Origin of the sequence: Fusobacterium varium (assembly GCA_021531615.1) — a bacterium.
GTDB classification, from domain to species: domain Bacteria; phylum Fusobacteriota; class Fusobacteriia; order Fusobacteriales; family Fusobacteriaceae; genus Fusobacterium_A; species Fusobacterium_A varium_C.
Map to the genome: position 1 here is coordinate 226,474 of JADYUE010000001.1, position 24,926 is coordinate 251,399.

Sequence of the window (24,926 nt, forward strand, 5' to 3'; positions counted from 1 at the left end):
TTATCATTCCCTCTCTAACGTTTTTTTATATAGTTCCAAATACTCCTTTGCACTATTCTCTATAGTAAACTTTTTACTTCTCTCTAAACATTTATCTGCTACTTCTTTATAAAGTTTTTCATCCTTTAATTTTAGAATAAGCTTTGCTAACTCCTTAGGATTATCATTAGAGCATAAAAAACCTGCTCCTCTAACTACTTCAGCAAGTCCGGGAACATCACTTGCTATTACAGGTTTATGTGACGCCATTCCCTCAACAGCAGTAATTCCAAACCCTTCAAAAAAAGAGTATTGAATCACAATATCAGCTGTTTTTAAAAGTTGAGGAATATCTTTTCTAAGCCCTAAAAATCTAACTCTATCCTCTACTCCCACTTCTCTAGCAAACTCTTGAACATCTCTTTCTAAAACTCCGTCTCCTACAAATACTACTTTGTACTCTTCAGAAAGAGATTTTAAAGCTGATACAACTCCTTTTTGATTTTTAGCAGCTTGAAATCTTGATACCATCATAAGAACAGTATCACTATTTTCAACTCCTATCTCATCTCTTGAAATAGGATAGACATTTTCAAAATGGCTTAAATCTACTCCATTTGCTATTACACAATAGTTTTTTTCATCTCCACCTATCCACTCTTTCAAACTTTTTTCAGTAGCCTCAGATATGCTTACAATCTTATCAAATCCTCTAAAAACAAATCTGTCTATCAGCTTAAAAACTATGCTATTTCTTCTTCTGTTTGATGTACTATGTTCAGTTGTAATATATTTTCTCTTTCTATTAAAATCCAATATTTTAGCAAATCTTGTCCAATATTGAGCATGCACAAGATGAACATGAACTATATCATAGTTTTCTTTTCTTATCTTCTCAGCTATTGCAAAAATATTTAAAGGAGACACCTTAGAATTATATTTAGAAACACTTACTTTTATTCCTCTTTTTATCAAATCTTTTTCAAATACAGAGTTAATATCACTTAATATCATTAATTCTACATCATACCCTAACTTTTTTTGTAATGGAATAAGTTCACTTAGTAGTTTCTCTGCTCCCCCTAATTCTAATGAAGTTATAATATGGAGTATTTTCATCTTTTCCCCACCACCATTTTAAAATATTTACTTTGAAGTAATCTTATAAAAAATTTCACCTTATTTTTTAAAGGTATATTATATTTTAACATCTCACTATAATAACTCTCAAAACCTCTAGGATTATTTTTTATTAACTTTAAAAAGTTATTTGTGTAACCATCTTCAAGATATTCAAAATAATATATTCCTTTATCTATATATCTCATCTTATATTTTTCACCTATTTTTATCCAAATAGATGCTTCAGGAACAAATTTTTCTCCTTCATAAACTTTAAATGGATTTTCTCTTAAATACTTTGTTCTAAATACTTCTGCTTTATCTCCATCTATTCCCAGTTTATATACAATTTCAATAGGTGTTGAATCTATGCTATATTGAGGATAAGGCTTTCCTGTTATCTCTCCAGTAGCAATATTTATCTTTCTAAATATCATTCCACCCATATTTTTAGGTAATTTTTCTCCTTCTAAAACAATAGTTTCAACTGCATCTTCTGTAATATAATCATCACTATCTACTATAAAGAAAAACTCTCCCTCTGCAAACTCTACTCCTCTATTAATAGCCCTCATCTTTCCAGCATTTTCTTGATAAACATATATAATATTTAAAATATTCTCTTTTTTCCAACTTTCTATAAGTTCTCTTGTATTATCAACAGATCCATCATCTACTACTACCCATTGAAAATTTTTATTGCTCTGTTTCTTTAAACTTTCATACAATCTAGAAAGTGTATCTCCTCTATTATATGCAGGAGTAAAAATAGTTACTTCCATTATTATCTTCCTTTACCAAATACAACTGTTTTAAATGTTAATATCATAATAACTAAATCTAAGTATAGACTATGTTGTTTTATATAATATAGATCATACTCTAATTTTCTTCTTGCATCTTCAACACTAGCTCCATATGGATACATTACTTGAGCCCAACCTGTAAGCCCTGGTTTTACCATATGTCTTAAATTATAATATGGTATCTGCTTTTCTAGTTCCTTAATAAATACCATTCTTTCTGGTCTTGGTCCAATAAAACTCATTTCCCCTTTAATTACATTTATAAGTTGAGGAAGTTCATCTATTCTTGTTTTTCTCATTATATTTCCAAATTTAGTAACTCTTGGGTCATTTTTTTGAGCCCATTTTGCTCCATCTTTTTCAGCATCATTTCTCATACTTCTAAATTTATGAACTTTAAACTCTTTTCCATTTTCCCCTACTCTATCTTGACTATAGATAATAGGTCCTGGACTTTCTAATTTTACAATAATTGCAGCTATTCCCATAATTGGCAGAGTTAAAATTCCTATGATAAATGCCATAGTCATATCAAATATTCTTTTTATATTTGTTTGTATGTGGCTATGAAGAATTTTAAATCCATAAGCTTGAAGTAACCACTCTTCATCTATAAACTCGACATCAATTTTAGCTTCATTTTCAAGCATATAATCTGAATAGCTTTTTACTTCTAATCCTGAAAGCTTTAGATTTAAGATCTCTCTTATCTCCTCTTTTGTTAATTTTAACTTTGTTATTACTAAAATTCTTATATTATTTTCTTTTATAAAATCAGTTAAGCTTCCTTTTCTATCTGCCTCATCTACATACTTATATTCTGGGAAATTAACTAAACTTTCAACAATTCTATTTTTCATCTCTCCAGTTCCATAGGTAGTTAGATTTTTAATTTTAAAGGTAACTATACTTATAATTGTACTTATAAATACTTGTGATGCAGTAAAGATAAGAAAGAAAGGAATAAGTCCAAAATCCCAAGCATCTATAAACCAGATAAAAAATGCTATAAAATTCAATAGGAAAATTATTACATATCCTTTATTACTACTCTTATATCTAATAAACTCCATATTATCTGTGATATAAAGTCCTAAAATAACAAAACCAAACACTCCTAAAGAGTAAATAGGAAGTCCTACTTCATAAATAAAAAGATATCTACATATATAAAATGTTACCCCTAGCAATGCTATATATACTAACTTTAATACTGTACTCTTTTCTTGTTCCATTCTCTTCTCCCTCTCCTATCTCTCTTGAAAAAGCTCTATTCTCTTTCCAGATAAGATACTATTATCTTCAAAACCATTTTTATCATAATATAATCTTGCTTTGAATAACTCATTTCCACTATCTTTTCCTATTTCAGAAAAAACTCCACTAGGATATACTTTATCACTGAAACCATATACATAAAGAATATTATTTTTCTTAGGTAGATATTGGTTATTTCTAAATAAGATACCATTTTTCCAGTTTTCATCTAGTTTAACTCTATTATTATCTTGAATATTAACTATCTTTCCAAGCATATCAAATTCAAATATCAAATCATCATCATATGCTTCCCAATTTCCATTTTCATTTCTATCTAATAAAGATTTTTTAATAACTGGTGAAACTATAAGAATATATCTGATATTTCCATTTGAGTCAAAAATAAATGGTAATGATTCTTCACGAGTATTAAATGAAACTAGGTTCATTCCATTTTCAATACTTCCATCTACTCTCTTTTCTATAACTATTGCAGGTAGAGCATCATTAATTATTCCTGTTTCAATCTCCACACTTTTTTTCTTTTGTATCTCCCCATCATTTAATTTGATAGTAACATTGTTTTTAGTTTTAGGATATAATCCTATAATCTCTATCTCTCCATTCTCTTTTATCTTTGTTTTATAAGTGTAATTTTGACTGTTCTCTCTTCCCTCAATAGTTACACTTACATCTTTTCCAACAAATTCATTTTCCACTTTTACTATTGCTGAAAGAGGTGTTCTTCCATATGGATTCAATTTTATAAAAGGTGAATCAAAGGTATAGTGATTACTTCTATATTTTTTTTCAAGTTCAACAGAGTTATTTTTATCTAAAAGATAAAACTCTCCATAAGATGCCATCTTTTTATACTCTATTCCATCCATATTTTTTCCAATAATTGTTTTTAGTTCTGGAGATACTCCACCTATACTTTCAAGTTTTTTACTTAATAGTAACAACTTTTTCATATCTTCAAATATCAGTTTATCATTGAAGAAATTTTCTTCACTCTCTTTTAACTTTGCAATATCCTCTTTTTTAAACTCTAAAAGAGATATTAACTCTGCATCTCCTGTAAGTATTCCATTTAATTTTTCAAGTTGCTCTCCAGTTAAATTCTTTACAACTTCATCTATTTCATTATTTGGTATTAATTTTACTATTCTATCTCTTATTTTTAGAGTTTCAGGAATATTCTCTTCATTTTGTGCTATTTTATTATAGTCAAAATTTGGATAGTTTGCCTTTAAAAAATCTTTCATCTCTACTGAAAGAACTTCAATCTCTTGAAACCCTTTACTTATGTTTAATATTTCCATAGCTTTCGGATAATCTATATCCCTTGAATAATATATATCTGTATTATATTCTTTATCTCTATTATTTAAAGCTTCTAATACATCTGGTGTTTTTAGTATCTCTTTTAAAATTTCTAACTTCTCTAAAGAAAGTTTATCTAATAACTTTATAAACTCCTTATTATTTAATTGTTTTTCAAACTCTTTTTTTAATTTTTTACTTTGATTTTCCTTATATGTTATAGAAAAGGTAGGACTATTCTCCATTCTATTCATTATTTTTCCCTTTGAAAGATATAAAACTACTCCTACTCCTATTATAAGAAGTGAAGCTATAAGTGTTATTTTTTCCTTCCTATTTATTTGCATGATTATCTCCTTTTTCTTTCCTTTTCATTGAAACCCTATCTTAATATTATAATAATAATTATAAAGAAAATCTAGTTATATTTTTCTATAATAAAAAATATAATTATTTTAGCCCTATTTTAACATATTTTTTTCCATTTTTTAACATTGATTTTTTTAGTTTCTATACTTTTTTTGTTGACTAACAAAAATAAAAACGACTAGAAATAATTCCAGCCGTTTCATTTTAATTAATAATTTTTCTTTCCTACATTTTCAGCTATTTTTACAATAAGATCTCTAGCTTTTTCCATTGATTGAATACAGATATATTCAAATCTTCCATGGAAGTTGTGTCCTCCTGTAAATAGGTTTGGACATGGAAGTCCTCTGTAAGAAAGTCTAGCCCCATCTGTTCCCCCTCTAATAGGTCTAATATTTGGTGCTATTTCTAACTCTTCCATTGATTTTTTAGCTAGATCTATTATATACATAACAGGCTCTATCTTTTCTCTCATATTGTAGTAACTATCTTTTACTTCAATCTCTATCTTAGCATCTTTATATTTTTTAGCTAGATATTGAACTGCATCTTTAATAATAATTTTCTTTTCATTGAATTTTCTCATTGAGTGATCTCTGATGATATATTCCATCTTAGTATTTTCAACTGTTCCTGTTAACTCATCAAGTAGGAAGAATCCTTCATAATTTTCAGTATGTTCAGGTCTTTGATCACATGGTAACATAGCATTTAATTCCATTGCAATCATAATAGAGTTGATCATACTATTTTTAGCAGATCCTGGGTGAATATCTCTACCTTCTATTTTTACTGTTGCAGAAGCTGCGTTGAAGTTTTCATATTCTAATTCTCCAAGCTCTCCTCCATCTACTGTATAAGCAAATTTACAATCAAACTTCTTAACATCGAATAAATCTGCTCCTCTTCCTATCTCTTCATCAGGAGTAAATCCAACTTTAATAACTCCATGTTTAATCTCTGGATGTTCTTTTAGATATTTAATAGCTTCTATTATTTCAACTATTCCTGCTTTGTCGTCAGCTCCTAAAAGTGAACTTCCATCAGTTACTATAAGATCTTGTCCAACATAATTTTTCATATGAGCAAAATCTTTAGGTGAAAGAACTACATTTTCTTCACTATTTAATACTATATCTTCCCCATTATAATTTTCTACGATTCTTGGTTTTACACCTCTTCCATTGTATGAAGGAGCTGTATCCATGTGAGCTATAAATCCTATTGCAGGAATATCCTCATCACAGTTTGCTGGTAATGTTGCCATAATATAACAGTTTTCATCTAAAGTTATATCTTCCATTCCTAATGCTTTTAGATCTTCAACTATAACTTTTGCAAGATCCCATTGTATTTCACTACTTGGACAAGCATTGCTTTCTGGATTAGAGTCTGTATCAATTTGTACATACTTTAAAAATCTTTCAACTAAACTATTCATCACTAACATCTCCCTATCTATATTTTTAGCTACTTATATTCTAATATGAAATCAGATTTATTTCAATCAGTTATTTTAGTTTTCTTCAACAACTGCTTCTAATTTCTCCATCTCTTCTTGCTCTTTTTGTAGATGTTTTAATGTTTTCATCTCTCTCTTTATTAAAATAAATGTAATCACTGTTGATATAAAGTCTGATGTAGGTGCTGCAAACCAAATACCTGTCAAACCAAATAATCTAGACATAACTATAATACATGGAATCAATATAATTATCTGTCTTGATAAACTTATAAACAAACTTAATTTTGGCTTTCCTACTGCTTGGAAATATACTGATGAGATTATTTGGAATCCTATGATTGGGAACATTATTGTATTTATTCTCAATCCAAATGAAGCTATATCTAACAATGCTTTTTCTCTTGTAAAGATAAATATAAAGTATTTTGATAAAAGTTGTATTACAAGGAAGTTAAATATACATATTACACTAGCTCCTAATATTGCCTTACGCAGTGCTTCTCTTACTCTTGCATAAAGTTTAGCCCCATAGTTATATCCTAAAATTGGTTGTAACCCTTGGTTAATTCCAAAGATAGGCATAGCCAAAAATATTACTATAGCCTGAATTATTGCCATTGCTCCTATTGAATTATCTCCACCATAGATTTTTAATGTATGGTTAAAGGTGTAGTTTACAAGACTTGAACCTAATTGAAGTGCAAAAGGTGCTGATCCCAATGCCATTATATTTTTTATTCTCTCCCATTTCAATGGTAGATCTTTCATATATAGTTTTAAACCACTAAATTTAGATCTAAAATAATAAATTGTCCATGCTGCTGAAATATATTGAGATATTATTGTTGCCCATGCTGCCCCTGAAACTCCCATATCCATACCAAATATAAAGATAGGATCAAGAACTATATTTATTATTGCTCCAATTAATAGAGTTACCATTGACATTTTAGGGTTTCCATCTGAACGAATACCTGCATTAGCTACATACCCCACTATTGTTGCTGGAAATCCAATTGCAACTATTCTCAAATACTCAATAGTATATTTAGAAGTATTCTCACTTCCACCTAATTTGTCAACTAATCCTTCCATAAAAATTATAACTAAGATTCCAATTATCGTTGAAATAATAGTTCCAAAACAAATTGCATTTCCTAAATAATGTTCTGCTTCATCTTTCTGTTTCTTCCCTAAATTTAAAGATATATTAGTTGCTCCCCCTAGCCCTATTAAAACTGCAAATGCAAATACAAAAATAGTAACTGGGAATGTTAACCCTACACCTGCTATTGCAAAATGTCCTACATCTTTTATATTTCCTATATATATTCTATCTACAATACTATAAAGAGCATTAACAAGCATCCCTATTATTGCTGGTAACGAAAACTGAATTAGCAGTTTTGTAATCTTTTCACTTCCCATAAATTGATGTTTATTTTTCATTTACCCTCCCATTATTCCCAATTCTCTATAAGTTTTGACATTATTTTTATAAACATTTTTCTCTCTTCTTCATCAAGTATTTTTTCTACTCTACTTTGAAAAATATCTGAGACTTCAAAAATAATATTTAAAATCTCTTTTGCTTTATCTTCTAATTCTAAATATGTTACCCTTCTATCTTCTTCACATATTTTTTTTCTAAGATATCCTTTCTTCTCTAACTTATTTACTAAAATAGTAACAGTTGACTTATCCTTAGATATCTTCTCTGTAACTTCTTTCATTGAAAGAACTTTAAAAACATGAAGTATTATAATTATTCTTACATGAGAAAAGCCTAACTCTGTTATTCCTCTTTTCCTTAGTTGTTCATCCATAAAACACCTATTCCTATGGAACAACCTTGCAATACTACTATAAAGTGTATTCTCTAATTTCCTCTCTTCCATTATTATCACCCACAAAAAATGTTAACATATAATTAGTTTTATGTCAAACTATTTTTTGCTACTTATACAAATAACTTTAAACTATAATTTCCAAAAGTAGAGGAGCACAAACGACTACTACTTTTGGAAATTACGTCAACTTGATGTTAGGGATAATCTACTTTTTTAATTAGAGTTATTCCTAATATCAGCTAAATGTAATTTGGAAAAGAATATTAGAGAGAGTTACGAAATCTGACGCTAAAAATTCCGACGTGTTTGAAGACTAAGTCAAGTTTCGGAATTTTAGTCAGATGAGTGTTACTCTCTCTTTATTCTTTGACATGGAATTTAGCTGATATTTAAAAGAAATAGAGATAACTAAACTTGACTAATAATCGCTAATACAAAGGCACTTTGTCAAAACCTAGCAATGTGCTGGATAACTGAGCTTAGTTAAATATATTATAGTTTTTAGCAAATAAATAATTATATTGAAAAAAACTACGTTCTAACTTTATTTAAAGTTTCAAACGTAGTTTAATATCAATTTATTTTTTATTTACTATTTTTTCTCTTTTTCCTCTGCTTCTTTTTTATCTAAATATCTTTTTTGTACTATCTCAATTACTTCAAGCATCTTCTTTTGAATATGATCATATCCAACCTCTTTAATATGAGGTAAAGTACAATTTGAACAATCTTTTATTCCATGAGGTGTATATTTAAAGTTTCCTCCACAATTTTCTCCTAACATATATAGTGGGCAATAGCAAAACATACAGTTAAAATCCTCAATATTCTTTACTTGATGACATGGAAAAAATTCACAATCTTTATGGTGGATAAATTTATAGTTATTCATAAAAGACCTCCTAGTTTTAATTTCTATACTTTAAATATACCCTTTTTATATTATTAAATCAAGAGAAGTTTTACATTATTACTCTTTTATCTAAAAAATAGATATTTTATACATTTTCTTTATAATGTTTCAGGTAAAATCTCTATCTTCTTTTCTCTATATATTATATCTCCATCTTTTAAATAAAATTGAACTGGATAAATTTCTACTCCTGCCTTTATTGCTTTATAAAATAGTTTTGAAAACTCTAAATCTGTTTCATATTTTGGTCTAAAACTTTTAGAATCTCTAAAAACTAATAATAAAACTGCTGCTCTATCTCCATTCTCTTTTATTTTTATCAACTCTTTCAAATGTTTTTGAGCCCTTGTGCTTGGAGCATCTGGAAACATTGCTACTTTATTTACAGAAAGAGAAACTCCTTTAACTTCAACCCAAATCTTTTTTCCATCTTTTTCTAAAAGATAATCAAGTCTGCTATCCCCATTTTTTACCTCTGCTGTTATACTATCAACTTTTCCAAAAGGTGAAATCTCAAAATCTCTTAAAAAATTTTCTGAAATATATCTATGGTAAGCAGAATTAATTAAAATATCTTCTCCATCATCTGCTTTTGCTGAAATTAGATCCCAATCTGTTTTTCTCTTACTTCCCTCTTTGGCTTTTTTTAAACTAACTTCATTTCCTAAAAAAAGAAGTTCCTTTATTCTTCCAGAATCATGAACATGACAGATAACCTCTTTTTGATCTTTTAATTCTACCTTTGCTATAAATCTATTTGGTCTCTCTAAAAATTTCCCTATGGTATCTATTCCTATCTTATAAATTAATTTATCCATTTTTTCTCCTAAAATAAAAAATTGGCTAAAACTGTTATAATGATTCTAGCCAATTATTTTCTAATTATTAATATTTTCCATCTGCTAAATCTCTAAAATTAACAGCTTCTAATCTTTTTATAAAATCATCTTCTATACTTTTCATAACTCTGTGAATTCCACAATTTCCACCTCTTAAAGTACAACTTTCAGGTGATTCCATACAATCTTTTAAACAAATTTTCCCCTCTATTGATTCAATAGCATCTTTAAGAGTTATCTCTCTACTATCTCTTTTTAATTTGTATCCCCCTCTAGCACCTTTAAAGATCACTACTAAGTCAGCTTTTTCTAACTTTTTTAAAATTCTCAAACTAAAAAGATGAGGTATATCTTCCAGTAAAGATATTTCATTTGAAGAAATAATTCTCTCTTCTCCATTTTTAGTTAAGTATAGAAGTATTCTAAATGCATATTCTATCTCATTTTTTAATCTCATCGCTTTTTCTCCTATAATACCTTCCTACATTTTTATAAAACATATTGCAATTATAGCACATTAAGTATGCAATAACAATAGTTTTATTCACATTTTAACTTATCTCCCTTGCATTATCTACTTTCTCTCCTAAAGCTGCTTTTATAGCAACAATCGCCACTTCCAATTGATCTAAATCTGGTTCTTTAGTTGTAATTCTTTGAAGTGATAACCCAGGAAATGCCACTAACTTTACCCAACATCTATCTAAATGATTACTACTATATCTTTGAAGCTCATACGAGATCCCTGCTATAACAGGCATCATAATAACTCTTAATACAACCTTTATAATTATTTTTTGTAACATATCTTTAGGTACTGGCAATATAAAATCCATACATGAAAAAACAATTATTGAAATTAACATTACTATTAAAAGAAAGCTTGTTCCACATCTAGGATGTAGTGTAGTAAATTTCTTAGCATTCTCTGGTGTTAACTCCAATCCATTTTCATAGGCATATATAGATTTATGCTCTGCACCATGATACTCATAAACCCTCTTTACATCCTTTGAAAAAGAGATTACCCATATATAGAATATAAAGAATACTAATCTCAATACAGCTTCTAAAAGATTTGAGTGAATCTTGTTATTGCTAAATACAAAACTACCTATTAAAGATGGAATTACTACAAACAATCCTATCCCTAAGGCTAAGGATACAACTGTTGTCATAACAGCTTCCTTCTGAGTAATTTGCTCCTCCTCTTCAACCTCTGACTGATTAGCTGAAAATGTAAGCTCCTTTATCCCCATAACAAGTGCATCAAAAAGTGAAACTGCACCTCTTACAAAAGGTATCTTTGCTAACTTTCCCCTATTTGATGAAATTTTCGTCTTCTTATATACAATCTCTCCTGAGGGTTTTCTCACTGCTGTTGCTAACCATTGAGGACTTCTCATCATAACACCCTCAATTACAGCTTGCCCCCCTATACTAATTTTCTCTACCATCTTGCTCCTCTCCAAAGACTATTTTTTTAAAATAACAAATGTTAAGTCGTCCACTTGTTCATAGTCTCCTCTAAAATCAGTTATCGCTTTTAAAATACTCTCTTTTATCTCTTCAGGTTCTCTATCTTTATTTTGATATACAACCTCTTTCAATCTATCAATTCCAAACATATCTTTATTGCTATTTTCAGTTTCATTTATTCCATCAGTATAGAAAACTACAATATCTCCATCATTTAATTTTAGCTCTCCATGTCTATATGAATACTCTTTAAGGAATCCAATTGCTACCCCTTTTACAGTATGCAGTTCAACTGTATCTGTTTCTGCTCTATACACTACAAGAGGGTTATGCCCTGCATTTGAATATGATAAAATCTGAGTTTTTCTATTATATTTACTATGCATCATTGTGATAAACATATCCTCAGTTATATCTGGATATATCAATCTATTTAATTCATTAAGATTTTTTTCTGGCTCCATATCAGCAGTAATCATCAATGTTTTCAATACCGATCTTCCCAATGCCATCAAAAATGCTGCTGGTACTCCCTTACCACTTACATCTGCTATTGTAATGCAACAGTTATCCTCATCTACTACTGTATAGTCGTAATAGTCCCCTCCAATCTCCTTTGCTGGCTCAAAGAAATTGGCAATTTTTAATCCAAAAATATCATTGATATTTGCTGGAAGAATTTTCTTTTGGATTCTAGCAGCAACTTCAAGTTCATTGGACATTCTCTCTTTTACAAGAAGAGCTGAATAAATTTGAGCATTATTTATGGCAATAGAAACTTGAATTACCAATGCTGATATAGTTTCTTCATCTATATCAATCAATTTATTTCTATCTTCTATTACATATATAACCCCAAGCTCTTTTCCCTTTACAACAAGTGGAGAGATAACAACAACCTCGTCATCTCCAACAGCAAATCCCTTTGAAAGATCTTCGTAAATTCTCTTATAGTCAGCTCTTGTAAACTCTTTTATCTCATCTTCACTAAAGCTTATCTCTCCTCTAAATCTTATAGCTCCCTTTACTCTTCTATTTTTTAATTTTCCATTGTCCCAAAGGTAAAGTGATATTCTCTTTGCTCCTGTAAGTACAAAATAAGCATCTAATATAATATTTATTATCTTATCTACCTCAAGTATTGAAAGAACTGCCCTTGATAGAGAGTTAAGATTTGATAGATTTTCTACCCTTCTTTCAAGAATATGATTACTATACTCTAACTGTGTAGATTTAGTAACAAGAGCATCATATGTCACTTCCAGCTCTTTTCTATACTCTCTCAACTCAACTATTGAATTTTCAAGCTCTAACTCCTGCTTAATTATCTTATTTAAAGTCTCTATATACTCCTCTTTTAAAACTTCTGGAATATCTTCTAACTCCTGTCTTGCCCTAAGACTAGTCAGTATTCTTATAATATCTTTAAAATTTTCTTTCTCCTGCCTCTTTAAAATATAAAAGAAAAATATTGTAAGCAGACAAAGAAAAAACATATACAACATTAGTTAATCCTCCATTGATTTCCCTCTTCTTTTATATTTAAAATATCTCTAGGTATATCATCTACTTTTACACTTGCTTTTCTATTATCTCTTTTTTCTGGTGTTACTACTTTAAATCTTAACATATCCTTTATTTTAATATCCTCTTCATCTTCAAATTTAGATAGTAAACTTTTTGGATCTTTTATCTCTTCAACTTTTACTCCAAATCTATAATCTTTTACAGTATCTACATCTGTTCCCTCTACAAGTAGTATCTTATTTGGAATAATTCTTGGCTCTCCACCTGTTTCTAAAATAATAATATTAGCTTTTATGTCATTCTCTTTTCCAAATGTATCTTTAGTATAAATAGGGAACCCCTCTGCTCCTGCTTCAACTATATTTTTTTCATCTACCTCTAATATAAAATCTCTTGCTATTGGATAGAACATTTTTGAAGTTAATTTTCTCTTATCAAAAACTTCAGACACTATTCTCATTTTATCTAACTCAGTATAGTAAGCATACTCATCATACTCTCCAGATCTTTTTAAATAATCAAACCAGTAGTAAACTTGTTTATTCAAATATTGTTGAATAGTTCCTGCATTTGTAGGAAAATCTATTTTAATTTTAGAATCAATAAGATCTTTCTCCTCTTGAGTTAGATCAGATGCTGGTTTAAAGAAAACTTTTTCACTTTCTCTTACCTCTCTAATTCCAATATTTCTAATATCTTGATAAAGTTCATATGGAATGATAATATTCAAATCTTTTTTATGTGCTATCATTTTACCCATTAGAACATTCAAATTATCAAAAAATAGATCTTTCTCCTCTACTGTTTTAGGATAATCTAGTTTATAAGCTTTTAAAATATATTCCCCTCTTGATAATCCATTATTAAACTCTACTATTTGGCTTTGATCTCTTCTAGCAACTACACTTTGACAACCAGTTACTATAAAAGCTATCAAACTTAAAAATATTATTAGGACTTTCTTCTTCATACTTCCTCCAAATAAACTATTTTTTTAATTTTTCTAATATATTTTCTGCAACTTTTCTAGGAACAAACCTAGTTAAAGATTCTATACTTTCATTTTTCATTCTCTCAATAGAGCCAAACTCTTTTAAAAGAACTGTTTTTCTTTTTGTTCCAACTCCCTCAATATCATCAAGCTCTGACTTTAAAACCCTTTTACTTCTCAATTTTCTATGGTAAGTTACTCCAAATCTATGAGCCTCATCTCTAACCCTTTGAAATATTTTAAGAGCCTCTTGATCTTTAGAAAATATATATGGCTCTTTCTCTCCATATTTATATACTTCCTCTTCTCTCTCTGCTAAGCTTAAAAGATCTGAGATTCCATCTTTTCCTAACTCCCTCAATACCTCTCCAGCTGCATTTATCTGTCCAATTCCACCATCTATTAAAATTATATCTGGAAATTGACTCTCCTCTAATTTTCCATAACGTCTAGTTATTACCTCTCTCATCATCTGAAAATCATCTGGAGTATCTTTACAAGTTATCTTAAATTTTCTATAATCTTTCTTTGACGCTCTCCCCTCTATTGAAACACTCATTGAGGCAACTGCATCTTTTCCTTGAGTATTTGATATATCAAAGCACTCTATCTTTCTTGGATATCTTGTAAGTTGTAAAGTTGTATATAACTTATACAATCCCTCTTCAACTACACTTTTCTTTCTATAATAATTTTCTATATCTCTTTCTAAATTCAATTTTCCCATTTCAAGTAGCTCTTTTCTTCTACTTTTAATCTTTGGAAAATGAAACTCTATCTTTCTATTTTTTATCTTTTTTAATGCCTCTAATATCTGTTCACTCTCTTTTTCATACTCACTTTGAAAAACTATACTATTAGGTAAAGGGTGTTTTGTATAGAATGATAAGATCATACTCTCTAATACATTCTCATATATTTTATCCTTTAAACTTAAATTTGTCGAGATTTTTCCTAAAATTTTTCCATCTCTTACATTTAAAACGCAGATAAAAACTCTCTCCTTTTCAATTTTCAAATTAAATATATCTTCATCCAGCTCTTTTCCATACTCAGTTACTTGATTATTTAAAATGGTTGATTCAATCTCTTTTATCTGCTCTCTATAAATAATAGCATTTTCAAACTCCATCTTCTCTGAAGCTAAATTCATCTTCTTATTAAGTTCTTCAACCAATAATTTTCCTTGCCCTTTTAAAACTTGTTTTGCCTGTTCTACAAATGTATTATACTCCTTTTCTCTATCTTTATATACACAAGGTCCTATACACATTTTCATATAGTACTTTAAACATGGTCTAGAATATTTTTTATTCATATCTCTTGTACAGTCTCTAAGTTTAAATATCTTTACAAGCATCTTTTTTAACATCCATCCTCCTTGAGGATATGGACCAAAATATATACCTGATTTTGTATCTAAAGCCTTTGTTGTTCTTATAACTTGAATATTTGGAAATTTTTCTCTACTGATTTTTATATAAGGATATGTCTTTTCATCTTTTAATAAGATATTATATTTAGGCATATATTTTTTTATTAAGTTGTTTTCTAAAATCAGAGCATCTACTTCACTATTACATATTATAAACTCTATATTCTCGATATTCTTTACAAGCTCTTTTGTTTTTTCGCTCTCATGCTCTCTATTAAAATATGAAGATACTCTATTTTTTAGATTTTTAGCCTTTCCAACATAGATTACCTTTCCCTGTTTTTTCATCAAGTAAACCCCAGGATTCTCAGGTATCTCTATCTTTTTTATATCTATCATAAAATTACCAGTTCCTTCTCTCCTTCTCACGATGGCTAATATATACATTTAAACTTTCCACTTTTGAAAGTTCATCATGTAACAGTCTAGCAAAAGTTACAGAACGATGTTTTCCTCCACTACATCCTATTCCAATAGTAAGATGTTTTTTCCCCTCTTTTATAAAATTAGGAATTAAAAACTTTAACATGTCCAATAATCTTTCAGCAAACTCTTGAGAGATATCATATTTCATAACATAGTTGTAAACCTCTGCATCCTCTCCAGTTTTCTCTCTAAGTTCCTCTATATAGTAAGGATTAGGTAAAAATCTCACATCAAAAAGTAGATCTAAATCAATAGGAATACCATATTTAAATCCAAAAGATTGAACATGAATATTTATTGCCTTTTCATGTGAATCTATCATTAAAATCTCTTTTAATCTTTCTGAAAGTTCTTTTGGTTTAATATCACTTGTATCTATAATTCCACTTGCTTTTTCTCTAATTGAAGCCATTATTCTACTCTCTTTAGTTATACTTTTTAAAAGAGTATCTGCTTCTAAAGGATGTTTTCTTCTTGTTAGATTATATCTATTTAAAATAACTTCATTTGATGCTTCAATAAATACAAGTGAAAACTCCATTCCTGCTTTTTCTATCTCATCTAACAATTTAAAAAACTCTTCTGTTAATTTAAATGAACGAATATCTATTCCTAACGCTAATTTTTCTATTGAAGTATTTATAAAGAAGCTTGCTACTTCACAAGGTAAATTATCAACAACATAATACCCCATATCTTCCAATACATTTAAAGCTGTTGTCTTTCCAGCCCCACTCAATCCACTTACTATAACAAACTTTTTTTTCTGCATAATTTCACCATTCTTTATATTTATTTAAAATTCTCTATAAAAACACTTATGCTTTATTATATCACAATTTTTATAAATAAAATATTTTTCTCTTAAAGAATCTATATATTTTCTGAAATTATACATTATTTTTTATTACCTGATCTTTTTTTGAAATAAATATTTTCAAAATAAAAACTACCCCTAAATTTTAGAGGTAGTTTTTTTAATTATATTACATTCTATCTAGTGTTTTAATTCCTAATAGAGATAATCCCTCTTTAATAGTTTCCCCTGCTACTTTAGCAATTAGTCCTCTTGAATATAGAATATCATCTTCTTGATTTAAGATAGGACAACTATTGTAGAAACTATTGAATTTCTTAGAAAGTTCAAATAGATAATCTGCTATTATATTTGGTTTAAATGATTCAGCAGCTTTTAAAACAACCATTGGGAATGTTGCTATATGATCTGCTAATGCTCTTTCTTGTTTATTTTCTATTTTTATCTCTTTAGAGTAATCAATCTCTTTTCCTTCAGCAGCAGCTTTTCTTAAAATAGATTGGATTCTAGCATAAGAGTATTGTAAATATGGTGCTGTATTTCCTTCAAAACTTAATATCTTATCCCACTCAAATATGATTGGACTTTGTCTATTTTGAGAAAGGTCAGCATATTTTATAGCTCCTACTCCTACAACTTCAGCAATTTGATCTTTTTCTTCTGCTGATAGATCAGGATTTTTCTCATTTACTATATCATAAGCTCTTTTCTTTCCTTCATCTAGAAGTTGCTCTAATCTAATTACATTTCCTTTTCTTGTTGAGAATACTCCATCAGCAAATCTCATAATACCAAACCAAATATGGTATTTTTCAACATCCCAACCAAGCATCTCTGTTATTTTAAAGAATTGTTTAAAGTGATCTTGTTGTCTTTCATCTGTAAGATAAATTAATTTATTTACATTGTAGTTTTCTCTTCTAAATTTAATAGTAGCTATATCAGATGTTGAGTAAAGGAATGCTCCATCTTTCTTTTGTACTATACATGGGAATAGGTTATCTTCTTCTGGGAAGAATACAACTTTTGCCCCATCATCTTCTACTGCTAAACCTTTTTCTACAAGCTCATCTACAACACCTTGCATCATTGGGTGATAGAATGATTCTCCATAGTATGTATCAAAGTGTACATCAAGTCTTGTATATAATTTTTCATACTCATCAAGAGATACTTTTATAAACTCTTTCCAAAGAGCATAGTTTTCTTCATCTCCATCTTGAAGTTTTTTAAGCTCTAATCTTGCTTCCTCTTCAAGTTCTGGATGTTCTTCAGATTGTTTTGTAAACTCAACATATACTCTTTCTAATTCTTCAATAGAATTTTCTTTATAAGCTTCTTGATTAAGCCATTTTCTATATCCAATAATAAGTTTACCAAATTGTGTTCCCCAATCTCCTATGTGGTTGTCAGCTACTAAATGGTATCCTAAATATCTATATATTCTAGCTACTGAATCTCCTATTATTGTTGATCTTAAATGCCCAATGTGCATTCTTTTAGCAATATTTGGAGAAGAGAAGTCTATTATTACATCTCCATCTCTGTTAAGGAATGAAAAATCATATTTCTCATTTCTTGATTTTTTTAGTAATTCTCCAAGATATTCACTTTTTAAAAATATATTAATAAATCCTGGTCCTGCTATTTCTAATTTATCTATTACATTATTAGGCTCAAGATTATCTACTATCTCTTGTGCTATTGCTCTAGGATTTTTTCCTATAATCTTAGAGTTCATCATAGCAAAGTTTGTTTGAAAGTCTCCAAATTTCTCATTTGTTGCCACAGATACTTCAATTTTCTTTGTTTCTATATCTCCATATACTTTTTTTACTGTAGCTTCAAATATCTTAGCTATCTCTCTATCTATAACCTGCACTCTTCCACCTCTTCTTTTTATTTTTTAAAATAAAAAAGGGACATGAAGTCCCGAAAGAATAAATCCAACCTACCGCCTCCAGTGTAGTTTTAGTCGCCAAAACCAAAAGTGGTAGTCAGTTATCTATAATATACAGAGTCCGTAAGTAACTTAAGCTTTAAGCCAATCGTGACTTTGCTGAGCTATTATACACAGCGCCAACCCCATGACGACATTAGGCCCAAAACCTCGTGAAAATAGCAAATAGGTCAGAAACTCTTATTCTTATACGAGAATTATATCACTTTTTTTATTTTTTTTCAATAACTTATATTAATTTAATGTAAATTTATTATTTCTCTTCCTCTTCATAAGTAGATTTTAAATGTAGTTCTTCTAATTGATCTTCATCTACTATTCCAGGTGCTTCTGTCATTAGACATTGTCCTTTATTTGTTTTAGGGAATGGAATAACGTCTCTTATTGAATTTTCTTTTAACATTACCATTAACCATCTATCTAGTCCAAATGCAAGTCCTCCATGAGGTGGTGCACCATATTTAAATGCGTCAAGGAAGAATCCAAATTTAGTTTTAGCTTCTTCTGGTGTAAGTCCTAATCTGTCAAACACTTTAGATTGAATTTCTGGATTGAAGATTCTAATTGAACCTCCTCCAATTTCAAATCCGTTTAATACCATATCATAAGTATTTGTTCTGATATTTTCTGTTTGTCCATTTAAGAATGCTTCTAAATCCTCATCTTTTATTGATGTAAATGGATGGTGTTCAGCTTTATATCTTTGTTCCTCTTCATCATAAGCGAACATAGGGAAGTCAACTACCCATAGGAATCTAAACTCATCTGGATTGATTAAGTTAAATTCTTTTCCTATTCTTGTTCTTAATGCTCCTAAAGCTCCGTATACTACTTTTGCTTTATCAGCTATTATTAAGATAATATCTCCTTTTTCTGCTCCAGTTCTTTCAACTATTGCATCTAATTCCTCTTTAGTTAAGAATTTAGCTATTGGAGAGTTTACTCCATCTTCAGTTACTTTTATATGAGCCATTCCTTTAGCTCCAAAGTATCTTTTTGCATGTTCCTCATATTCTCCTAATACTTTTCTAGAGAATCTTTCTGCACCTTGAGGAGCTACTATAGCTTTAACAATTCCTCCATTTGCAACTGTTTCTTGGAAAGCTTTAAATCCACAATCTTTAACTATATCAGTAAGATCTTTTAATTCTACACCAAATCTTAAATCTGGTTTGTCAGAACCAAATCTTCCCATAGCTTCAGCATAAGGCATTCTTTCAAATTTGTAATCTACTGTTTCCCCTGTAATAGCAGTAAATACATCTTTAGCTAGTCCTTCTATTGTATTCATAACATCATCCATAGTTACAAATGACATTTCAATATCTAATTGAACAAATTCAAATTGTCTATCTGCTCTTAGATCTTCGTCTCTAAAACATTTAGCTAATTGGAAATATCTTTCAATTCCACCAATCATTAAAAGTTGTTTAAATAATTGAGGTGATTGAGGTAGAGCATAAAATTCTCCTGGACTTATTCTACAAGGTACTAAGAAGTCTCTTGCTCCTTCTGGAGTTGATTTAGTTAATAATGGAGTATCTATATCTAAGAAACCATGTTGATCCATATAGTTTCTAATAGCCATTATCATTTTATGTCTCATTTTTAAATTACGTAACATTCTTGGTCTTCTAATATCAAGATATCTGTATTTTAATCTAATATTTTCATTTACATTGTCATCTACACTTGAAATTTGGAATGGTAGAACATCACAACTATTTAATACAGTTAGTTCTTTAGCAAAAACTTCTATATCCCCAGTAGGCATATTTGGGTTTTTACTTTGTCTTTCTCTTACCTCTCCAACTATTCTTATTACAGCTTCATTTTTTAATTTTTGAGCTTGTTCTACTACTTCTTTTGGTGCTACATCTATGTCAAAAATTACTTGAGTTTTTCCCTCTCTATCTCTCATATCTACGAAAGTTAATCCCCCAAGGTCTCTTTTTGTGTCAACCCAACCAGAAAGAATTACTTCTTGACCTATATTTTCCTTCCTTAGTTCACCTAAATTATGAGTTTTGTAAATCATACTATCCTCTCCTTAAATTTTAAATCTATTTAGATTTTTTTATTATCTCCATTGCTTGTTCAAAAGGCATCTCTTCTTGAGTTCTATTTATAAAATCTTTTAATAGAACTACACCTTTATTTATTTCATCTTCTCCAGTAATTATACAATATTTTACTCCAAGCTTATCAGCTTTTTTCATATGAGATTTCATACCTTTACTATTGAAGTCTATATAACTTTTTATTCCTTCATCTCTAAGATCTTTTGTTATTTTTAAACTATAATCTTTTGCATTGTCACCAAGCCATGCTACATATACATCTGGACTGTTGCTAGGGTATTTATCCAATAACATCATCATTCTCTCTACCCCTGCTGCAAATCCAACTGCTGGTATATCCTTATCTCCTAGTTGTTTTAGAAGATTATCATATCTTCCTCCACCTAATACTGTTCCTTGTGCTCCTAATTTATTAGTTACAATCTCATAAACAGTACTTGAATAATAGTCAAGTCCTCTAACTAATTTAGGATCTTCAACATATTTTATTCCAAAAATATCAAGATATTTTTTTACATTTTCATAGTGTTCTCTTTCTTCTGATGAAAGTGAATCTATTATGCTTGGAGCATTTTTAGTAAGCTCTTTACACTTATCAACTTTACAATCTAGAACTCTCAATGGATTTTTTTCCATTCTCATTCTACAATCTTCACAAAGTTCCTCTTTTAGTGGTTCTAAGAAAGAAAGTAGTTTTTCTCTATATTGAGTACGTGATGCATTTGTTCCAACAGAGTTTATATGAACTTCTAGATCACTTATACCTAATTTTTCAAGTAAAGTATAGCTCATTGCTATAACTTCAGCATCTAAAATAGGTGAGCTTTCTCCTAATACTTCTACCCCAATTTGATTGAACTCTCTTTGTCTTCCAGCTTGTGGTCTCTCATATCTAAACATAGAACCATTGTAATAGTATCTAGTTACATCTTCCTTTCCATAGATTCCATTTTCTAAATATGATCTTACAACTGATGCTGTATTTTCTGGTCTTAAAGTAAGGCTTCTATCCCCTCTATCTTTAAAAGTGTACATCTCTTTTTCAACTACGTCAGTTCCCTCTCCAATTCCTCTTTTGAAAAGATCTGTTTCTTCAAAGATTGGAGTTTTAATATATGAATATCCATAGCTTTCAAATGTATCTTGAGCTACTCTTGAGATATAGTTATATTTTACAGCCTCTTCTCCAAAAATATCCTTTGTTCCTCTTACTGCTTTTATTAGCTTCATCCTTTTACCACCTCATAAATTATTTTCCCCATAATTTTTCCAGTTTTTCTTTTATCAGTTTCTCATTTTTATTTTCCCCAGGTATATAATATCTTCTTTTCTTCTCACTATAATTCTGTTTCACAAAATTTCCAGCAAAATCATGTGGATACTTATACCCTTTGTTATTTTGACAGATATTTAACGGTACTTTCTCAAGATCTCCATTTTCTATATCTTCCAACGCTTTATTTATTCCCATATAGCATGAATTACTTTTTGTAGAGATAGCTATATATATCACTGCTTGAGCCAAAATAATTCTAATCTCTGGCATTCCTATCCTTTCACTTGCTTGCATAGCACTATTTGCTATAAGCATAGCCTCTGGATTTGCCATTCCTATATCTTCACTTGCGTGAATCATAATTCTTCTAGCTATATATCTAGGATCTTCCCCACCATGTAGAAGTCTAGCCAACCAATACAGAGCTGAGTCTGGATCACTTCCACGCATACTTTTTATCATTGCAGATATAAGATTATATTTATCCTCTGCCTTATGATAGGAAGATTGTCTCTCTCTAAATATTTGTAAAACTTCTGAGTCATCTAAATCAATACAACTATTTTTATAAAGCTCTAAATAGTTAAGTGCTATTCTACTATCACCTTGAGAAATATCCAATATACACTCTACTATCTCATTAGAAATATCTATACCTAAATAATTTATCCCCTTTTGTAATATCTTTTTTATATCTTCTCTATTTAAAGATTTAAACTCAAAAATCATAACTCTTGAAAGTAAAGCATTATTTAAACTATAATAAGGATTTTCAGTTGTTGCTCCTATAAGAGTCAATACCCCTGATTCACAATAGGATAACAGTGCATCTTGTTGCATCTTATTAAATCTATGAATCTCATCTAAAAAAAGTATAGTCTTTTTCCCATAAAATTCAAGATTTTTTTTAGCTTTTTCAACAATATCTCTCAAATCATTTAAACTAGCTACTGTTGCATTTAAAGTTTCAAAGTTGCTATCTAAAGTTTTAGAGATTATCTCTCCCAATGAACTTTTCCCACACCCTGGTGGTCCAAAGAATATGCAATTTGATATTGTCTGCTTCTCTATAAGTTTCCTTAAAATGCCACCTTTTCCTAAAATCTTCTCCTGCCCTATAAAGTCATCTAAAGTAGTTGGTCGCATTTTTAAAGCTAATGGTTTTACTTTTTCATAGTTATTTTCAAATAGATTCATTATATCACAACCATAGATTAGTTTTTACAAAAAAAGCGTATTGAAGAACAATACGCCTCATACCTTCTATTTTACTAAGTATAATAAAAGTGCACTGACTATAAACAGTACTGCAACTACTTCTGTTGCTTTAGCTAAAGGCCCACCGTCTTTTGATACTCCAAACACAGTATTTGATGCTCCCATTCCCATGCTTGCTGACATTCCGTGGCTCCTATCAGGCTGGATAAGTACAAGAATTATCAAGGCTATAGCAAATACAAAAAGCATTAATGTAAATAATGTTTCCATAAATTCCTCCTAAAATTCACTCCCATGTTTATTAATACATTAAATTATATCATAGATATTCAAAATATTAAAGATATCTTTTACAAGATTTAATTTATTTTTATTAAATTTAAAAGAGCCCCCTTTTAAGAGAGCTCTAATTTCACTATAATAATTTTGCTGCTATTTCAGCTAGTTTAGATCTTTCACCTTTTTTCAAAGTGATATGTCCAACAATCTCTTCATTTTTCAATCTATCAGCCATATAAGTTAAACCATTTGTATTTGAATCTAGATATGGGTTGTCTATCTGTTGAGGGTCACCAGTAAAGATTATCTTAGTATTTTCCCCAGCTCTTGTAACAATTGTTTTTATTTCTAATGGAGTTAAGTTTTGAGCCTCATCAATTATTATAAGCCCTCTAGGAATACTTCTTCCTCTAATATAAGTCAACGCCTCAATTTTCAAAATTCCCATTGCCTCTAAACCTTCAACAACCTTTTCACCAGTTTTATCATCTTTAGCTTCACTTAAAAAATCTATATTATCAAAAATTGGTTGCATCCATGGTTTTAATTTTTCCTTTTCACTACCTGGTAGATATCCAAGATCTTTACCCATAGGAATAATAGGTCTTGCTATTAAAAGTTTTTTATATTTTTTTCTCTCAACTACTTGCTCTAATCCTGCTGCAATAGCTAAAAGAGTCTTTCCTGTTCCTGCTCCTCCAACTAAAGTTACAACTTTTATATTTTCATCTAGCAACAGATCCATAGCAAATCTTTGTTCATCATTTCTTGCTCTTAATCCCCAAGCACTACTATCTCCTAGTAAGAATTTTTTAATTTTTCCATTATCATATCTTCCAGTTTGAATATTTCCACTACAATTTAATTTAAAGAAACAGTTAGGAGTAGGGACAATATCATCTCTTCCTAAATCTTTAAAATCCATTTTTCCACTTTTTTCATACTGTCCAAATGTTTTGCTATCTACTTCAACTTCAAAGAAACCATCATAAAGTTCCATATAGTCAACCATATCAGTAGAATAGTCCTCTACTTCAAGTCCTAAAGCATCAGCTTTAATTCTCATATTTATATCTTTAGTAACTATTATTACTCTTTCATTTGGATGCTCTTTTTTTATTCCCAATGTAACTGAGATAATATGATTATCCATTACATCTTTTCTTAACACTTCTGGTAAAAGGCTCATATCATTTTTTATTTCCACTCTAAAAAAGATATCATTTTTTAATTCTACACCTTTAAATAGGCTTCCTTTTTTCCTAATTTCATCTAATACTCTTGATGCCATTCTTGCTTGTATTGCAGTATTTTGATTTCTTTTTAACTTATCTATCTCTTCAATTACATAGATAGGTAAAATAACATCATTTCCTACAAAATTATAAATACAATAAGGATCGTGAATAAGTATATTAGTATCTAACACAAAAATTTTTCTCATAGAATCAGCCCCTTATTAAAGCAATTTTTATGCAAAACTTTTACTTTTATATAATAATGTACTA

General features: G+C 29.3%; 21 protein-coding genes. All 21 read right to left on the reverse strand.

Features of this window, described 5'->3' with window-relative positions:
• Positions 1 to 3 precede the first annotated feature (3 nt).
• The 21 genes from I6E31_01195 to I6E31_01295 all read right to left on the reverse strand — a co-directional run bounded on the left by I6E31_01195 (position 4) and on the right by I6E31_01295 (position 24,862).
• Entirely contained in the window at positions 4 to 1,098 is a 1,095-nt protein-coding gene (locus I6E31_01195) for a glycosyltransferase (protein MCF2638579.1), read from the reverse strand.
• Complete coding sequence (locus I6E31_01200) at positions 1,095 to 1,883, reverse strand: glycosyltransferase family 2 protein (GenBank protein MCF2638580.1); 789 nt, start codon at positions 1,881 to 1,883, stop codon at positions 1,095 to 1,097. The genes I6E31_01195 and I6E31_01200 overlap by 4 nt, the downstream gene beginning before the upstream one ends.
• 2 nt (positions 1,884 to 1,885) lie before the next feature.
• Positions 1,886 to 3,142 carry an exopolysaccharide biosynthesis polyprenyl glycosylphosphotransferase gene (locus I6E31_01205; GenBank protein ID MCF2638581.1) on the reverse strand — a complete coding sequence of 419 codons (1,257 nt, stop codon included), beginning with the start codon at positions 3,140 to 3,142 and terminating at the stop codon, positions 1,886 to 1,888.
• 15 nt (positions 3,143 to 3,157) lie between these two features.
• Positions 3,158 to 4,840 (reverse strand): aryl-sulfate sulfotransferase, encoded by a 1,683-nt coding sequence (locus I6E31_01210; GenBank protein MCF2638582.1) that lies wholly within the window; start codon positions 4,838 to 4,840, stop codon positions 3,158 to 3,160.
• Positions 4,841 to 5,070: 230 nt separating this feature from the next.
• Positions 5,071 to 6,303, reverse strand: coding sequence for a peptidase T (gene pepT, locus I6E31_01215; GenBank protein MCF2638583.1), 1,233 nt, complete (start codon positions 6,301 to 6,303; stop codon positions 5,071 to 5,073).
• A gap of 75 nt (positions 6,304 to 6,378) precedes the next feature.
• A complete protein-coding gene (locus I6E31_01220; protein ID MCF2638584.1) occupies positions 6,379 to 7,776 on the reverse strand; it encodes an MATE family efflux transporter in 1,398 nt (465 codons plus the stop codon).
• Between the two features lie 11 nt (positions 7,777 to 7,787).
• Positions 7,788 to 8,225: a MarR family transcriptional regulator gene (locus I6E31_01225; GenBank protein ID MCF2638585.1), complete on the reverse strand. Its 438-nt coding sequence runs from the start codon at positions 8,223 to 8,225 to the stop codon at positions 7,788 to 7,790.
• Between the two features lie 544 nt (positions 8,226 to 8,769).
• Complete coding sequence (locus tag I6E31_01230) at positions 8,770 to 9,069, reverse strand: cysteine-rich small domain-containing protein (protein MCF2638586.1); 300 nt, start codon at positions 9,067 to 9,069, stop codon at positions 8,770 to 8,772.
• A gap of 119 nt (positions 9,070 to 9,188) precedes the next feature.
• Positions 9,189 to 9,908, reverse strand: coding sequence for a DNA/RNA nuclease SfsA (sfsA, locus tag I6E31_01235; protein ID MCF2638587.1), 720 nt, complete (start codon positions 9,906 to 9,908; stop codon positions 9,189 to 9,191).
• 67 nt (positions 9,909 to 9,975) lie between these two features.
• Positions 9,976 to 10,386, reverse strand: a complete 411-nt coding sequence (locus I6E31_01240; protein MCF2638588.1) for an Rrf2 family transcriptional regulator — start codon at positions 10,384 to 10,386, stop codon at positions 9,976 to 9,978.
• A 94-nt stretch (positions 10,387 to 10,480) separates the two neighbouring features.
• On the reverse strand, positions 10,481 to 11,386 hold the full coding sequence (locus tag I6E31_01245; GenBank protein MCF2638589.1) for a DUF1385 domain-containing protein: 906 nt from the start codon (positions 11,384 to 11,386) through the stop codon (positions 10,481 to 10,483).
• A gap of 18 nt (positions 11,387 to 11,404) precedes the next feature.
• Positions 11,405 to 12,913, reverse strand: coding sequence for a PP2C family protein-serine/threonine phosphatase (locus I6E31_01250; protein ID MCF2638590.1), 1,509 nt, complete (start codon positions 12,911 to 12,913; stop codon positions 11,405 to 11,407).
• On the reverse strand, positions 12,913 to 13,905 hold the full coding sequence (locus I6E31_01255; GenBank protein MCF2638591.1) for a hypothetical protein: 993 nt from the start codon (positions 13,903 to 13,905) through the stop codon (positions 12,913 to 12,915). The genes I6E31_01250 and I6E31_01255 overlap by 1 nt, the downstream gene beginning before the upstream one ends.
• 16 nt (positions 13,906 to 13,921) lie before the next feature.
• A complete protein-coding gene (gene uvrC, locus I6E31_01260) occupies positions 13,922 to 15,697 on the reverse strand; it encodes an excinuclease ABC subunit UvrC (protein ID MCF2638592.1) in 1,776 nt (591 codons plus the stop codon).
• A 7-nt stretch (positions 15,698 to 15,704) separates the two neighbouring features.
• Positions 15,705 to 16,559 (reverse strand): RNase adapter RapZ, encoded by an 855-nt coding sequence (gene rapZ, locus I6E31_01265; GenBank protein MCF2638593.1) that lies wholly within the window; start codon positions 16,557 to 16,559, stop codon positions 15,705 to 15,707.
• Positions 16,560 to 16,773: 214 nt separating this feature from the next.
• Entirely contained in the window at positions 16,774 to 18,486 is a 1,713-nt protein-coding gene (gene argS, locus I6E31_01270) for an arginine--tRNA ligase (GenBank protein MCF2638594.1), read from the reverse strand.
• Positions 18,487 to 18,817: 331 nt separating this feature from the next.
• Positions 18,818 to 20,602 carry an aspartate--tRNA ligase gene (gene aspS / locus I6E31_01275; GenBank protein ID MCF2638595.1) on the reverse strand — a complete coding sequence of 595 codons (1,785 nt, stop codon included), beginning with the start codon at positions 20,600 to 20,602 and terminating at the stop codon, positions 18,818 to 18,820.
• A gap of 25 nt (positions 20,603 to 20,627) precedes the next feature.
• Positions 20,628 to 21,875: a histidine--tRNA ligase gene (locus I6E31_01280; GenBank protein MCF2638596.1), complete on the reverse strand. Its 1,248-nt coding sequence runs from the start codon at positions 21,873 to 21,875 to the stop codon at positions 20,628 to 20,630.
• 19 nt (positions 21,876 to 21,894) lie between these two features.
• Positions 21,895 to 23,118: a replication-associated recombination protein A gene (locus I6E31_01285; protein ID MCF2638597.1), complete on the reverse strand. Its 1,224-nt coding sequence runs from the start codon at positions 23,116 to 23,118 to the stop codon at positions 21,895 to 21,897.
• Between the two features lie 66 nt (positions 23,119 to 23,184).
• The gene (gene secG, locus I6E31_01290) at positions 23,185 to 23,409 is read right to left on the reverse strand and encodes a preprotein translocase subunit SecG (GenBank protein MCF2638598.1); all 225 of its coding nucleotides are present in this window, start codon (positions 23,407 to 23,409) and stop codon (positions 23,185 to 23,187) included.
• Between the two features lie 145 nt (positions 23,410 to 23,554).
• The gene (locus I6E31_01295) at positions 23,555 to 24,862 is read right to left on the reverse strand and encodes a PhoH family protein (protein MCF2638599.1); all 1,308 of its coding nucleotides are present in this window, start codon (positions 24,860 to 24,862) and stop codon (positions 23,555 to 23,557) included.
• Positions 24,863 to 24,926 lie beyond the last annotated feature (64 nt).